Source organism: Corynebacterium sp. MSK071 (assembly GCF_030232125.1).
Lineage (GTDB): Bacteria > Actinomycetota > Actinomycetes > Mycobacteriales > Mycobacteriaceae > Corynebacterium > Corynebacterium kefirresidentii.
Genome location: NZ_JASPJA010000011.1, coordinates 1 through 14,189, shown reverse-complemented (window position 1 = coordinate 14,189; position 14,189 = coordinate 1). Strand labels below are relative to the sequence as shown.

Here is a 14,189-nt window from a genome sequence, read left to right as displayed (position 1 = left end):
GTGACAGTGAATTCGCACCAGCGCATTCCCGTCTCCTCAGAGCCGTTGGCCCGCGGAGTAATTGAATTCCTCGGCGGGCCAATGGGCCGTTTTGCCGGCGTTCGCCCCACTCAATGGTGGACCCCGCTGCGCGCCATCATCGCCGTCGGTTGGGTATTTCTGGCTTGCGGATTCCTCTCCAAAGCCAATTGTGCCGGCGGTACCCGCGGTGATGACGGGGTTATTAGCTTGAATTGGGCAGCAAACCGCCAGTACACCTCTTTCTGCTATAACGACATCATCCCGCTCTACGGCGGCCGTGGCCTCGATGAAGGCGGCTTCCCCTATGCCTATTCTTGGCAGGAGGGCGACCTGACCCGCTATATGGAATACCCGGTCCTCGCGGGCTTATTCCAAGGAATGATGGGGTGGATCGCCCGCAATACCTATTCCCTTGTGGAGTGGGCCGGAATCCCGGAGGCCGGTTGGTACTTCGGCCTCACCGCCCTGGTCATGTCCTGTATCTGGGTCGGCGTGCTTTATATGGTCTACCTGTTGGTAGGCAATCGCACGTGGGACACCATCCTCGTAGCGGCCAGCCCCCTTATCATCATTCACGCCTTTAGCAACTGGGATATCCCCTCCATCGCCTTTGCCGTAGGCGCGCTTCTGGCCGCCGCGCGCAAGCGGCCGGTGGTAGCAGGTGTCCTTATCGGCCTTGGCGCCTCTTTCAAGCTATGGCCGGTCTTCATCTTGGGGGCATTCTTGGTCTTGGCGGTGCGCAACCGCCGTTGGTCGCAATTTTTCCTAGCCTTACTTGGCGCGTCCGTAGCTTGGATTGCGGTCAACGCGCCGGTGGCAATGAAATACCCGGATGCGTGGCGAGAATTTTTCCGCCTCAACCAAGAGCGCGGTGCGGAGTGGACCACCATCTACTCAGTGCTCAGCCGCAATACCGGCATGAGTTTTAGCCCAGAGTTTCTCAATACCTTCAGCTTGGTGGCTTTTTTGGCTCTTTGCGCAGCAATTGCGGTGCTGGGTCTGCGCAGCGCGCGAACCCCGCGCATGGCAGAGCTGGTCTACCTCATCGTGGCTGCCTTTTTATTGGTCAACAAGGTGTGGTCGCCGCAGTATTCGCTGTGGCTGGTGGTCCCCGCAGCTCTGGCGTTGCCGCGCTGGCGTCTGGTCTTTAGCTGGGCGCTTGTCGACGCCCTGGTATGGCCGCTATTGATGTGGCACATGCTGGGCACGGACAATAAGGGCATTCCGCACGAGCTTCTCGACGTCGCCGTTATTTCCCGCGATGCCCTCATTATCGCCATGGCTGTATTTATCATTCGCCAGATGTGTGGGAAGGTCACGGATAAGGTGCGCGATGCGCATGGTAGCAGTGATCCTTTGGCAGGAGCATTCGCATGATTGTTACCTATATCGGGATGGCCTCCATCTTCTTAGGCTTTCTCTGCGTGATGGGTGCCTTTTGGCTGTTTCATAACCGCGAGGATCGGCGCGGGCCCATCGTTTTAGGGATCTTGGCTATCCTTTTCCTCACCATCATTCCGGCGACAGCCGCTGTGTTTTTCGCCGCAACTACCACCGGTTAGATTTCTTTTCGCCGGTCACTTGCGGTACTGTAGTGGGGTTGCTTGACGCAACGTACCCTCCTGCTGCATCCGCAAAGGTGATGCAGCCGAAAACTACTAGACCATAGGAGGTGATGAGGTCCGTGCGTCACTACGAAGTCATGATCATTCTGGATCCTAATCAGGATGAGCGCACCGTAACCCCGTCCCTGGATAAGTTCCTCGAAATCGTCCGCCAGGATGGCGGCAAGGTTGAGAACCTTGATGTATGGGGCAAGCGTCGTCTTGCATACCCCATCAACAAGAAGGAAGAGGGCATTTATGCCGTCGTCAACCTGGAGTGCGAGCACACTTCGGTTGCCGAGCTCGACCGCCGTCTGAACCTGAACGACACCATCCTGCGTACCAAGGTTCTGCGCACCGACAGCAAGTAACGGATACTGGGATCAAGCACAATCCACGTAACCGATAAGGAGTAAAGACATGGCACAGGGAGATACCAATATCACGGTGGTAGGCAACATCGTTGCTGACCCCGAGCTGCGCTTCACCCCGGCGGGTGCGGCAGTAGCTAACTTCCGCGTCGCCTCCACCCCTCGTCGCTATAACTCGCAGACGAACCAGTGGGAAGACGGCGAAGCTATGTTCCTGACCTGCAACGTATGGCGTCAGGCGGCAGAAAACGTCGCCGAAACCCTGTCTAAGGGCATGCGCGTCATCGTTACCGGACGCTTGAAGCAGCGTTCCTTTCAGACCCGCGAGGGTGAAAACCGCACCGTATTCGAGATTGACGTCGACGAAGTCGGCCCGTCTCTGCGCTACGCCACCGCACAGGTAAACCGCAATCCACGTGAGGGCGGCAATAACTTTAGCGGCGGCCAGCAGCGCTCGAATAACAATAATCAGGGCGGTTTTGGAGGCGGCCAGCAACAGCAGCCGCAGCAGCAGAACCAGGCTCCTTCTGAGGATCCGTGGAACTCCGCGCCACCAGCTGGTGGTTTCGGAGGCGCTGATTCTGAACCTCCGTTCTAAGTCTGTCACCCGCAACTATTCAACTAACTCAATTGAAAGGCAGGGATCATGAAGCTGATCCTCACCGCTGCCGTTGAGAACCTCGGCGCCGCTGGCGAAATTGTTGAGGTTAAGGACGGCTACGGACGTAACTACCTGCTTCCTCGCGGCCTGGCTATCGTGGCTACCCGCGGCGCAGAGAAGCAGATTGAGGGCATCAAGCGCGCCCAGGAAGCTCGCGAGATTCGCGACCTGGATCACGCACGTGAGGTCCGCAACCAGCTCGAGCAGCTGACGGATGTCAAGGTAGAGGTTAAGACCTCCGAATCCGGTAAGCTCTTCGGTTCCGTTAAAGCAGAAGACATTGTCAACGCCGTCTCCAAGGCCGGTGGCCCAAAGCTGGATAAGCGCATTGTTGTGCTTCCAAAGGGCCTGGTCAAGAAGACCGGCAACTACCAGGTCGAGCTGAAGCTGCACGCTGATGTTATCGGCAAGGTGAACTTCTCGGTCGTTGCTGCCTAACTAGGCGCACGACGGTCCATATAGACCCAAAGACAACAGCAACGCTTTAGGCCTCAAGTTCCTGCTATGTGAGGTGGCAGGCTCTTGGGGCCTTTAGCGCGTTTTCACCGGCTTGTGGATAACTGTGGAAATCTGTGGATAACTCTCCAGCTCATTAACTTTGCGTTTACACCTCGGTTGCTTTATTAACCCGCAGGTCAGGGCCCTTATCCACTGTTAATGTGCCACTTTTCACATCTGCGAAAACCCGTCGTGAGCAGGGGATATGATGTGTGCAGGTCATGGAGGTTTTGAGTTATCCACAAGCATATGCAGGGCAATTGCGGCCCGAGTATGCCGCGACCAGCAATTTCCACACCATCCTGTGGATAACTTCCGGCTTTATACCCAGGGGGTAGTGTCCCGGCGCTAGACTAAACTGAAATTCCGTTACGCTCGCTCGAATAGCTACAAGGGGGAAGACATGACCAACGCCAGCTTTGACGATGAACACCTGCCGCCGGAGCCGCCGCCCGAGGAGGAACCGGCCCCACGCCGTCGCTTTCAGCAGGAAGAGCCAAAGCGCTATGGAGAATTCCGCCAGCCCCCCGCAGACCGGGAGGCGGAGCAGGGCGTCCTAGGCGCAATGCTGCTGAGTCCCCATACGGTGATGGAAGTCATTGAGGAACTGGAACCGGAGGACTTTTACTATCCGGCCCATACCCTGATCTACCGCGCCATGCTGGACCTTTATTCTGAGGGTAAAGACGTCGATGCTGTCATTTTGGCCTCTCAGCTGGATCGCTTTAATAACCTCGAACGCGTTGGTGGCGCCCCCTATCTGCACACGCTGCTGGCCACGGTGCCGACGGCGGCAAATGCCCGCTATTACGCAGAGATCGTGGCGGAGAAGGCCGTGTTGCGCAAGCTGGTTGATGCCGGCACCCGCGTAGTACAGCTAGGATTTTCCGGCACCGAGGATGCAGAGATCGAGTCCGTCCTGGACCGCGCCCAGCAGGAAGTCTTCGCCGTCGCCCAGCGCAAAACTGCGGAAGATTACCGAGTCTTGGGTGACCTCATTGACCCCACCATTGATGAGCTGGCAGCACTGCAGCAAGCCGGCGGTGTGGAACTAGGCGTGCCAACTGGTTTTATCGATCTAGATAAGCTGACTAACGGTCTCCACGCGGGCCAGATGGTCATCGTCGCTGCTCGTCCCGGTGTGGGTAAATCGACCCTAGCCATGGATTTCATGCGGTCCTGCTCCTTGCAGCATGGTAAGTCCTCGGTAATCTTCTCCCTCGAGATGTCAGCCTCGGAGATTGTCATGCGCCTGCTCTCGGCGGAATCAGAAGTCAAGCTGGCCGATATGCGCGGCGGCCGTGTCTCCACCGAGGACTGGGCGAAAATTGATGAGACCCTCAACCGAGTGCAAGACGCCCCGCTGTTTATTGATGACTCTCCAAACCTGACGATGATGGAGATTCGTTCCAAGGCTCGCCGCCTAAAGCAGCAGCACGGGCTGGATTTGATCGTCTTGGACTACCTGCAGCTGATGTCTTCGGGTAAAAAGGTTGAGTCCCGCCAGCAAGAGGTTTCCGAATTCTCCCGCCAGCTCAAGCTTTTGGCCAAGGAGCTAGAGGTTCCTCTCATCGCAATTTCGCAGCTGAACCGTGGACCCGAGGCGCGTACTGATAAAAAGCCGCAGCTTGCTGACCTCCGTGAGTCCGGCTCCTTGGAGCAGGACGCCGATATGGTCATGCTGCTGTACCGTCCTGACTCCCAGGATCGCGATAATGAGCGCGCCGGCGAGGCGGATATTATCCTAGCCAAGCACCGTGGCGGTCCAATCGATACCGTGCAGGTGGCACACCAGCTGCACTACTCCAAGTTCGTCAATATGGCCCACGGATAAATTACAGGTCGACCACCGCATTGGGATCGCCCAATCGTGGGCCGAGGATAACCAACACCAGGAAAACCGCAGCTGCGGCAAGCGCTAACCAGCGCCAGACGGGGAAGAAGCGTTCGCCACATAGGCGGGCGAACGCCGCACCGATGAGTGCGCCCACGGTGTTAAATATGAGGTCATCAATATCCGTTCGCCCAAGGGCAAACGCATATTGGCACACCTCCAGCACTAGGCTCAGGCCAAATCCCCACGCCACAGTGGTTTTAATGGAACGGCACAGACTAAACACCAGCATTCCAAACGGGATAAAGAAGGCCGTGTTTCCCGCGTACTCAAATAGCGGACCAAACCAGCTGCCGCCGCAGAATTCATCCAGCGGCACCCAGCGCAGTTCTCGCGCACGCTGATTTTCCGGTTTCCACAAATAGCCGATTTGGTAGAAAGGCTTGAGCGTGGTCAATGCGACCATAACGGCCGTCCACGCGGCGAGGGAGAGCCTACTGAGCAAGCGCTATTCCTTTCTGCTCGGGCAGACTGAAGGCGGCGGCAGCCGCAATGCCAAATGCTGCGGCGAATACAATAAATAACCAGGCCGTCCCACCCGCAGCAAGCAGTGGCGGGACGATTAGTGGGGCCGCAATAGATGCTAGCCTACCGAAGCCTGCTGCCGCTCCCGTACCACGCCCTCGCAATGAAGTGGGATACAGCTCCGGACCGATGGCATAGAGGGCTCCCCAGGCGCCGAGGTTGAAGAAGGAGAGCAGACAACCAGCCAGGATGATCAATGCTTCCGTAGCTGCTGCTCCATATAGGCCGGCTGCTGCTGCCGAGCCGAGCAGGAATACCGCGAGGGTTACCCGCCTGCCCCAGAGCTCGATGAGCCAAGCTGCCACCGCGTAGCCAGGCAGCTGGGCAAGGGTGATAATGAGGGTAAAACTAAAAGACTTCACTAGGGAGAAACCGTCGGCTACTAGCAGAGAGGGAATCCAGATGAAGGCGCCATAGTAGGAGAGGTTTACACAGAACCAAATGGTCCACAACGCCGCGGTCCTCCTTCGTAGCTGCGGACTCCAGATAGACGCTGCGGGGGAAGGTGTGGGCTCTGGGAGGGCATCGTCCAGCGGGCGATTTTCCGCCGCGGCTTCGAAACTGGCAACGATAGCTTCGGCCTCATCATGGCGGCCTTTGGATTCAAGGAAACGCACAGATTCTGGTAGACCGCGGCGCACATAGATTGAATACGCGGCTGGCAGCATGCCAAGGGCCAGGGCCCAGCGCCAACCGGATTCAGATGTGCTCATCACGAAAGTGCCGATGATGGCCGCAAGGATCCATCCCAAGGCCCAGAATGCCTCGAGAATGACTACCATCCTTCCGCGGACCCGCCGAGGCGCGAATTCGGATATGAGCGTGGAGGCAACTGGTAGCTCGGCTCCGAGGCCCAACCCAACGATGAATCGGAAGAAGATGAGAACCGTAAGTCCCCCAGCTAGCGCGGATGCCCCTGTTGCCAAGCCGTAGACAAGCAAGGTGAGAGAAAAGACATTGCGGCGGCCGAATTTATCTGCCAGCAATCCGCCAAAGGTTGCACCGAGCGCCATGCCAAGGAAGCCTGCCGAGGCCAACCAGGAGGTCTGGCTGGCACCTAGATCCCAGTGAACGGCAAGGGCGGCCATGATGAAGGAGATTAACCCGACATCCATAGCATCAAGCGCCCATCCAAGGCCGGAACCTAAGAGTAGGCGCTTGTGCTTAGAGGTGACGGGAAGGCGATCGAGACGTTCGGTGCGGCTGAGCATGCGATAATACTATCGCTGAACAGAAAAACCTTTCAGGCGTAGTGAGTTGGTAACCACAAAAACCGAGCTCAGTGCCATCGCGAGGCCGGAAAATAATGGGTTGAGCAGGCCAAGCGCGGCAACAGGAATGAGTATGACGTTATAGGCAAAGGCCCAGAAAAGGTTGCCCTTGATAATTGCTAGCGTGCGGCGCGAGAGCCGAATGGCATCAGCAGCGCAGCGTAGATCGCCGTTCATCAGGGTGATATCAGAGGCTTCAATTGCCACGTCGGTACCCGCGCCCATGGCGAGCCCAAGGTCCGCCTGGGCAAGGGCGGCGGCGTCGTTAATGCCGTCGCCGACCATCGCCACGGTATGCCCGGAGCGTTGCAGTTCCTTGATGCTATCTACCTTGTCTTCTGGGAGGACTTCGGCTCTGACGTGCTCGATTCCTACCTCGGCGGCCACGGCGTGGGCGGCTCCAGCGTTATCACCGGTTAGCAGGTAAGGGGTAAGCCCAAGTTCCTTCATCTGTGCCACTGCGGCGGCAGAGCTGGGCTTGATGGTATCGCGGACCTCAATGATTCCGGCAGGTTGGCCGTCCACGGAGACAACCACCGGCGTGGCACCAGAGTCTTGTGCCTCGCGGAATGGTGCTTCTAAGTCCCCCAAGGGGCCTTGCGGCTTGCCGACGCCCACTCGGACCCCCTCTACAGTTCCTTCCACGCCGCCTGGAACTACTGCGAATTCGGTAGCCGGTTCCACGCTGCATTCCTGGGCAATGGCACGGGCGATGGGGTGTTCGGAATTGTGCTCGACGGCCGCGGCCAGCTCGAGCACGTCACCGTGGACGGCGGTAACGGACATCTCTCCAGCCGTGACCGTGCCGGTTTTATCCATCACAATGGTGTCGATTTGGCGCGTAGACTCCAAGATTTCCGGGCCCTTAATGACAAGCCCGAGCTGTGCCCCGCGGCCGGTGCCGACGAGGATAGCGGTGGGCGTCGCCAAGCCCATGGCGCATGGGCAGGCCACAATGAGAACGGATACGGCGGCGATAAAGGCCGGGGCTATCCCGCCGAAGAAGAGGTGAACAATCAGCGTAAGCGCAGCTACCGCAATCACCACAGGGACGAAGACCTGCGCGATGCGGTCCACGAGGCGCTGCACTGGTGCCTTGGAGGTTTGGGCATCTGTGACGAGCTGGGCCATCTGGGCCAGTACCGTATCCTCGCCCACCTTGGTGGCTCGCACCTCAATGCGGCCCGAAGCGTTGATGGTTGCACCAGTGACCGCATCGCCGGTACTCACCTCAACGGGTACTGGCTCGCCGGTAATCATGGACGTATCGACGGCCGAGTTGCCCGCCTTCACGATGCCATCGGTGGCGATCTTTTCGCCTGGGCGGACTACGAAGACATCGCCTACCTGCAGCTGTGCAATAGGGATGCGCCGCTCGCCCTGTGCGGTAAGTACCGAGGCTTCCTTAGCTCCTAAGGAGAGCAGCTCCCGCAGCGCCTCCGAAGACTGGCCTTTGGCCCGCGCCTCGAACCAGCGGCCGAGCAGCAGGAACGTAATGACCATGCCTACGGATTCAAAATAGATGTGGTCCATTTGTGCCGCGTTTGCATCCAGCGACATGTGCATCTTCATGCCCGGTTCGCCCGCGTTGCCGACAAACAGTGCCCACAGCGACCAGAAGTAGGCCGCCGAAGTTCCCATGGTGATGAGCGTGTCCATGGTGAAAGAACCGTGCTTAAGGTTCGTCCACGTGGCGGTGTGGAAAGGTGCGCCACCAAAGATGTAGACGATGGTAGCGATGATGGCGCAGGCCCACTGCCAATTGGGAAATTGCAGGGCCGGCGACATCGATACCATCATGAGCGGCAGCGATAAAGCTCCGGCGACAATGGTGCGGCGCAGCAACGCGTCGCCATCATCCTTCTTAGGCTGGGGATCCTCCGCCTTCGTCTCGGCCATGTCGAAAGCGCCGTAACCTGCGCCCTCTACCACCGAAATGAGCTCCTGCGGACTAACCGTCTGGGAGTCATACTCGATGGCCGCTGCCTCGGTGGCAAAGTTGACGCTGGCGCTTACCCCGTCAAGCTTGTTGAGTTTGCGCTCGACGCGGGAGGAGCAGGAAGTGCACGTCATGCCCGTGACGCCAAGGTCCAAGTGGGACATGGCGGTGCCTACTTCAACGTGTAGCCGGCCTCAGTTACAGCGGCCGCTACCTGTTCATCGGTGAAATCGGTGCCACTAACCGTAACCGCGCCGGTGGTGTGGTCTGCAGTGACTTCGCTAACGCCGGAGATTTCGCCGACTTCTTCCTTTACTGACATTTCGCAATGTCCGCAGGTCATGCCCTCTACGGTGTAGTTCTTGGTGCTCATAATGATCCTTCCTTTGGGTTGATTTCTGTACCGATTTTATACCCCCTAGGGGTATGTGACAAGGATGATTCAGGTACGTTGGGGGAATAAAGCGATACGTAAAGGAGTTAGATCAAGCATGGCTACTATCGATGTCACCGAAGAAAACTTTGAAGAAACCGTTACCGGCGAAGGCATTACGCTCGTAGACGCTTGGGCCGATTGGTGCGGACCGTGCAAGCGCTTTGCGCCGGTTTTTGAAAAGGCCTCCGAAGAGCACACGGATGCTACCTTTGCCAAGCTGGATACCGAGGCTAACCAAGGCCTCGCATCCGCACTGGAGATTCAGTCCATTCCAACGCTGATGATTTTCCGCGATGGCATCTTGGTATTCCGTGAGGCTGGCGCGCTGCCCCCTGCAGCATTGGAAGACCTACTCAAGCAGGTTAAGGAACTCGACATGGCAGAGGTCCGCCGCCAGGTAGAAGAGCAAAATGCGCAGGGCTAATACCTACTAGCTTCCTCGGCGCTTTCTGGTGAGTATCGCTAAACTCGCTAGAAAGCGTCTTTTTTATTTCCAAAGGAGAAGATAGGAGAAGATAATGGCTAACCCTTTCAGCAAAGGTTGGAAGTACATGATGAGTTCCTTCGATCAGAAGATTGATGAGAACGCTGATCCGAAGGTGCAGATCCAGCAGGCTGTTCAGGCATCCAAGGAGCAGCACCAGCAGATTTCTGAGTACGCCGCAGAAATCATCGGCCATAAGTCTCAGCTGGAAATGCAGATGGACCGCCTGGTGAAGTCCCAGCAGGACTACCAATCTCAAACCCAGCGTGCATTGGAACTGGCAGATGCGGCGGAGGATCCGCAAAAGGCTGCCGAATATAACCAGGCTGCGGAAGTTGTTGCTTCTCAGCTGGTTGCAGTGGAGCAGGAACTGGAAGACGTCAAGCAGCAGTACGCTGCCGCAGAGCAAGCTGCCGCGCAGGCCAAGAGCCAGCAGCAGCAGTCTGAGGCGCGCTTGAAGGAGCAGCTAGCCCAGGTTAGCCAGCTGGAGGCCCAAGCGGATCAAGCAGCGATGCAAGAAAAGAACGCTCAGGCCATTGAATCCATGAATCAGCTAAACCCGGATGATTCCGTGCCTACTCTTGATTCTGTGCGCGCCAAGATTGAAAAGCGCTACGCCGATGCCCTGGGCGCGCAAGAATTGCAGCATGCTACCGGCGGTGATCGCATTAGTGAGATTAAAGCGGCCGGCAATGACATGAAGGCGACTGCGCGCCTTGATGCCATCCGGGCGGATATTAAGAAGAAGAAAGAGCTCGAGTCCGGCGATTAATTCTGCCGGCGAACGTTAATTAAAACCCCACGAATCCCCGAGTGGAAACCATCGCGCAGGTTCACGCGCTGAGTTTCGGTCAGGGTGTATTCGTGCAGGGTTTCGCAGGCAAATTGCAGTAATGGGCGGTCGATCTCCGGGGGAAGCCCGCCGCCCGAAAGCAGGTGTGCCTGGTCGCGCTGCTCGGTGCTAGCAGCGTTATCGAACCACCACGAGGCGTATTGCTGGCCCACGTCAAAGGGGGACTGGAATCCAGCCGAGCTCCACACTTCTTCTGGCAGCGGAACATATTTAGAGCGCAGTTTGCGGCGAGGAGCCATCATGGATGGCTTTGGTGCTGGTTTCTCCGCGGGAGAGTCCTCCTCGGCGGGGGAATCCTCTGCAGCATCCACCTTGGGCGGAGCCGGCTTGGGCGTTGGGGCCGGGGTGGGCTTTTCGGTAGCACCGAAGGCTGCTTCCACCTCCGAAGGCTCGCCGCATTCGTCCGGCTCCGGCATTTCCTCGCTGTCCTTGTGCGCGTTTTCGCGCACCACTGGCGGAAGCGGGCCTTCCAATACCTGCAATTCCATAGCATCGGCGAAGTCCTCGCGCGGGTCCAAAATGGTGGTGGAATCGCACGCATGGCGCAGGGCGGAGGACATGGAGTCCCAGCCAAATCCATAAAGATGCACGCGGATGCCATTGTCCACGGCTGCCTGGGCACCGGGAATCATGTCTGCATCGCCGCTGACGAGAACAAAATCAGTGAATTGACCCTTCATGGCGGCGATGACCATATCCGCCACCAACCGGGTATCCACGGCCTTTTGGGTGCGGCGCTCACCCCACTCGATGAGCTGGCCAGTGCGTAGTTGTACGCCTTCGCAGGTGCGCAACGCCCGTTGGTAGCGGTGCGGGCCGGTATCGGGAATGCCGTCATACCAGTATTGGCGTTGGATCGGGGTTCCCAGTTGGTTCTCGATCATCCCGCCCATCGTGCTGACCACCTCGGGTAGATCGATTTCTAGTTGCGCGCGAGCTCCGGTGTCCCATGAGTTATAAAAGCTTGCGAGCAAGTATGAGGTATCGACAAAGACAAGTGTGCGTTCAAGCATGGCTCCTAAGTTCCGTTCTAATTGTTCTAAATAAAATTCTTTGTGGTTTCCAGTGTGCCCCATTAGTCACAAAACGTCGATAACATTGGACAAAATCCCAGCGCAGTAGGGGCAAAAAAGTTTTCTCTTCGGAAGTATTGCAGCGGTGGACTGTTGCCGATATGGTTGGTTACACAAGTAGCTAACCAACGAACCGAGGGTTAATGGATAATTCCACCCAACCACTCTTCCGCCAGATTGCTTCCTTGGTGGAAGACGCCATTGTGGACGGAACCCTGGGCGAGGGGGACCGGGCTCCGTCCACTAATGAGCTTGCTGACTTCCACAACATCAACCCGGCCACCGCTCGCAAGGGGATAAGCCTCCTAGTGGATATTGGTGTGCTGGATAAGCGTCGCGGCATCGGCATGTTTGTCGCAGACGGTGCCCTGGCGAAAATCCGCGAGCGCCGCAGGGCCGATTTTGCGGCGGAATACATGGCCCCGCTTGTGGATGAAGCTGTGCGGCTGGGGTACCACCGCGCCCAACTCCATGACCTATTTGATCGCGTTGCAGAAAGCCGAGGAATGTACTCATGATTAAGACACGAGATTTCACCTTTGCCGATGGCCTGACGCACGGCCTAGTTGGCCCCAACGGCATAGGCAAAACCACGCTCCTGCGCAAGATCGCCGGCCAAATCCAATCAGGCGGGATAACGGTCTTCGGGGAGAACCCTTTTGATAATCAATCGGTTCTCAACCGAGTCATTTTGATGGGGATTGATAACCCGCTACCGGATTCCTGGGGCATCGGAAAGCTGGGCGTCATAGGAAAGGCACGGTGGCCGCGATGGGACGATGAGCGGTTTAATGAGCTGCTGGTTCGCTTTGATGTTCCGGCCAAGGCTTATTCTTCCCTTTCCCGCGGGCAAAAGTCTGCGGTGGGCTTCATCTTCGCCGTTGCATCTGGCTGCGAAGTCATGCTTCTCGACGAACCCTATCTCGGCCTCGATGCACAGCGCCGGGAGCTCTTTTATCAGGTGCTGCGAGAGGAACACGGCCGCACCATGGTCATTTCTACCCATCACCTCAATGAGGTGGCGGGCCTTCTCGATACCGTTTCTCTCATGGGAGATAATCCAATTTCCGGTCCAATCGATGACTTCATCGAGGGGATTCTGGAGCTCACTGGTCCATCCGAGTCTCTCACCGCAGCGGCCGAGGAGCTGGGCCTTCCTGAGCTGACTAGGACAACCACGTCCTTAGGGGATCGCGTGCTTATCGACGCCCGCTCCGCTTCGACCGATCCCATTTTTCGCATTGCCCAGGCCAACGGCCTGCGTGTCAATGAGGTCTCTTTAGAGCGTGCGGTGCTGGCATTAGAGGAGAGAGCATGAAACTACTGTGGTACCTAGGCGATTGGTGGCTCTGGACCTTTTTCCTGTTCGCATTATTGGTCATGCCAGTCATGGCAGAGGGAACATGGAGCGTGCTCCCCGTAATCGCTTCCTTGGGGCTCGTGCTCTCCCTGCAGCCTGACTTTCAGAAATATCAACTAGTGGGCTTGGGATCGAAAATCTGGAACGAACATCGTCGCATTCTCGTCGCGCTACTCGCACTAGCGGCAGCCGTGGGCGCTCTCACTGTGCAGCTGTGGTGGGCATTGCCTGTTTATGCAGTCGCGACGCTATGGGCCATGTATCGCAGCGCCACTCCGAAACGCTCCGGGTACACCACTGTTGGCGTGCAACCTTCGAGCGGATTTGGTTGGTTCCCCCGCACCTTGGCCGGGCAAACGATCTATCGCCCGCAGGCCAAAGCTTGGTGTGGGGCGTGTTTGGCGCAGATGATTGGCTTAGTTCTCTACCAGTATGAGGACGCGGCTTCAGTGCTCGAATTCCTCGGCATCTTCATCTGGGTACTGACTGTTGTGCTGCTCGGGGCGGTCTTGGGCAGCTTAAGAAAATCCCTCCGCGAATACACGGTTATGGGAGGAAGTCGTAGAGATTGGGCCCTGCATACTGCAGTGCTCGGCCTGATACCTGTCCTCGCAGCCATCAGTATCAGCGCAGCACTGACGAATGACAGTGAACTCGTTACGGCCATCGCATTGCTTAGTGCGACCTGTGCCCCGGTTTTGGTCACGCTGGAATTTCTGGGAAAGAAGAACTGGTACCTATTCATCCTCTATGCGGTCCTCATAGCCGGAATAGTCGTCATTTACGTCCAGACCCCCATCCCCGCAATTGCCAAGTTCTTCTTGGCGGTGGCCTTCTATGCAGTATGGGCATTGACCCTCCCCAGCTACATTCGCCGAGCGAATGTTCACGGCGGCGGAATGAGTCGTTGGATGGGCGTATCTTAAAGCTCCCAAAATAGTAATTGTCCTGGGGATTTGTGTTTGTTTGAGTCGCTGTGTAACTTAATACGAGTCAGCGCGACCGACAGCGCCCCACAGGAACAAGAAAGTTCCTGGCTGAAGCGGCGATAGGAAAACAGGCCCTGACAAAATAAATTTTTCGCTCACGACGAGCTACACACGCAAGTGTGTCGTTGTTGTGTGGTGGTGATGTTTGAGAACTCAATAGTGTGCCAATGTACTTTTTATTTTTTGTGTGCATGGTTGTGTGTTGATTGG

The 14,189-nt window shown here is 57.2% G+C and carries 16 protein-coding genes; 11 read left to right on the top strand and 5 right to left on the bottom strand.

The window, feature by feature from the left end; all coding sequences use genetic code 11:
* The 6 genes from QP990_RS09545 to dnaB all read left to right on the top strand — a co-directional run bounded on the left by QP990_RS09545 (nucleotide 1) and on the right by dnaB (nucleotide 4,989).
* Nucleotides 1-1,398 carry a glycosyltransferase family 87 protein gene (locus QP990_RS09545; protein ID WP_034655600.1) on the top strand — a complete coding sequence of 466 codons (1,398 nt, stop codon included), beginning with the start codon at nucleotides 1-3 and terminating at the stop codon, nucleotides 1,396-1,398.
* Nucleotides 1,395-1,583 (top strand): hypothetical protein, encoded by a 189-nt coding sequence (locus QP990_RS09540; protein WP_023020135.1) that lies wholly within the window; start codon nucleotides 1,395-1,397, stop codon nucleotides 1,581-1,583. The genes QP990_RS09545 and QP990_RS09540 overlap by 4 nt, the downstream gene beginning before the upstream one ends.
* Nucleotides 1,584-1,705: 122 nt before the next feature.
* Entirely contained in the window at nucleotides 1,706-1,996 is a 291-nt protein-coding gene (gene rpsF / locus QP990_RS09535; RefSeq protein ID WP_023020134.1) for a 30S ribosomal protein S6, read from the top strand.
* 49 nt (nucleotides 1,997-2,045) lie between these two features.
* On the top strand, nucleotides 2,046-2,594 hold the full coding sequence (locus QP990_RS09530; RefSeq protein WP_023020133.1) for a single-stranded DNA-binding protein: 549 nt from the start codon (nucleotides 2,046-2,048) through the stop codon (nucleotides 2,592-2,594).
* Nucleotides 2,595-2,642: 48 nt separating this feature from the next.
* A complete protein-coding gene (gene rplI / locus QP990_RS09525) occupies nucleotides 2,643-3,095 on the top strand; it encodes a 50S ribosomal protein L9 (RefSeq protein ID WP_023020132.1) in 453 nt (150 codons plus the stop codon).
* A 463-nt stretch (nucleotides 3,096-3,558) separates the two neighbouring features.
* The gene (dnaB, locus tag QP990_RS09520) at nucleotides 3,559-4,989 is read left to right on the top strand and encodes a replicative DNA helicase (RefSeq protein WP_023020131.1); all 1,431 of its coding nucleotides are present in this window, start codon (nucleotides 3,559-3,561) and stop codon (nucleotides 4,987-4,989) included.
* Nucleotide 4,990: 1 nt separating this feature from the next.
* Here the strand turns inward: dnaB and QP990_RS09515 are convergent, their stop codons facing one another.
* The 4 genes from QP990_RS09515 to QP990_RS09500 are packed head-to-tail and all read right to left on the bottom strand — an operon-like array spanning nucleotide 4,991 to nucleotide 9,157.
* Nucleotides 4,991-5,455, bottom strand: a complete 465-nt coding sequence (locus QP990_RS09515) for a VanZ family protein (protein ID WP_023020130.1) — start codon at nucleotides 5,453-5,455, stop codon at nucleotides 4,991-4,993.
* Nucleotides 5,456-5,483: 28 nt separating this feature from the next.
* The gene (locus QP990_RS09510) at nucleotides 5,484-6,785 is read right to left on the bottom strand and encodes an MFS transporter (protein WP_284799081.1); all 1,302 of its coding nucleotides are present in this window, start codon (nucleotides 6,783-6,785) and stop codon (nucleotides 5,484-5,486) included.
* Nucleotides 6,786-6,794: 9 nt separating this feature from the next.
* Nucleotides 6,795-8,948, bottom strand: a complete 2,154-nt coding sequence (locus QP990_RS09505) for a cation-translocating P-type ATPase (protein ID WP_023020128.1) — start codon at nucleotides 8,946-8,948, stop codon at nucleotides 6,795-6,797.
* Between the two features lie 8 nt (nucleotides 8,949-8,956).
* Complete coding sequence (locus QP990_RS09500) at nucleotides 8,957-9,157, bottom strand: heavy-metal-associated domain-containing protein (RefSeq protein WP_023020127.1); 201 nt, start codon at nucleotides 9,155-9,157, stop codon at nucleotides 8,957-8,959.
* A 64-nt stretch (nucleotides 9,158-9,221) separates the two neighbouring features.
* Here QP990_RS09500 and trxA point away from each other — a divergent pair, with 64 nt between their 5' ends.
* Both trxA and QP990_RS09490 read left to right on the top strand, forming a co-directional pair.
* Entirely contained in the window at nucleotides 9,222-9,644 is a 423-nt protein-coding gene (gene trxA, locus QP990_RS09495) for a thioredoxin (protein ID WP_374048517.1), read from the top strand.
* 94 nt (nucleotides 9,645-9,738) lie between these two features.
* On the top strand, nucleotides 9,739-10,476 hold the full coding sequence (locus tag QP990_RS09490; RefSeq protein ID WP_023020126.1) for a PspA/IM30 family protein: 738 nt from the start codon (nucleotides 9,739-9,741) through the stop codon (nucleotides 10,474-10,476).
* Here QP990_RS09490 and QP990_RS09485 read toward each other — a convergent pair.
* A complete protein-coding gene (locus tag QP990_RS09485; RefSeq protein ID WP_023020125.1) occupies nucleotides 10,473-11,570 on the bottom strand; it encodes an NYN domain-containing protein in 1,098 nt (365 codons plus the stop codon). The genes QP990_RS09490 and QP990_RS09485 overlap by 4 nt on opposite strands.
* Nucleotides 11,571-11,773: 203 nt before the next feature.
* Here QP990_RS09485 and QP990_RS09480 point away from each other — a divergent pair, with 203 nt between their 5' ends.
* Genes QP990_RS09480 through QP990_RS09470 form a run of 3 tightly spaced genes read left to right on the top strand, consistent with a single transcriptional unit; the run spans nucleotide 11,774 to nucleotide 13,916 of the window.
* Nucleotides 11,774-12,148, top strand: coding sequence for a GntR family transcriptional regulator (locus QP990_RS09480; protein ID WP_023020124.1), 375 nt, complete (start codon nucleotides 11,774-11,776; stop codon nucleotides 12,146-12,148).
* Nucleotides 12,145-12,948, top strand: a complete 804-nt coding sequence (locus QP990_RS09475) for an AAA family ATPase (RefSeq protein ID WP_023020123.1) — start codon at nucleotides 12,145-12,147, stop codon at nucleotides 12,946-12,948. Before QP990_RS09480 ends, QP990_RS09475 begins: the two co-directional genes overlap by 4 nt.
* The gene (locus QP990_RS09470; protein WP_023020122.1) at nucleotides 12,945-13,916 is read left to right on the top strand and encodes a hypothetical protein; all 972 of its coding nucleotides are present in this window, start codon (nucleotides 12,945-12,947) and stop codon (nucleotides 13,914-13,916) included. Before QP990_RS09475 ends, QP990_RS09470 begins: the two co-directional genes overlap by 4 nt.
* Nucleotides 13,917-14,189 lie beyond the last annotated feature (273 nt).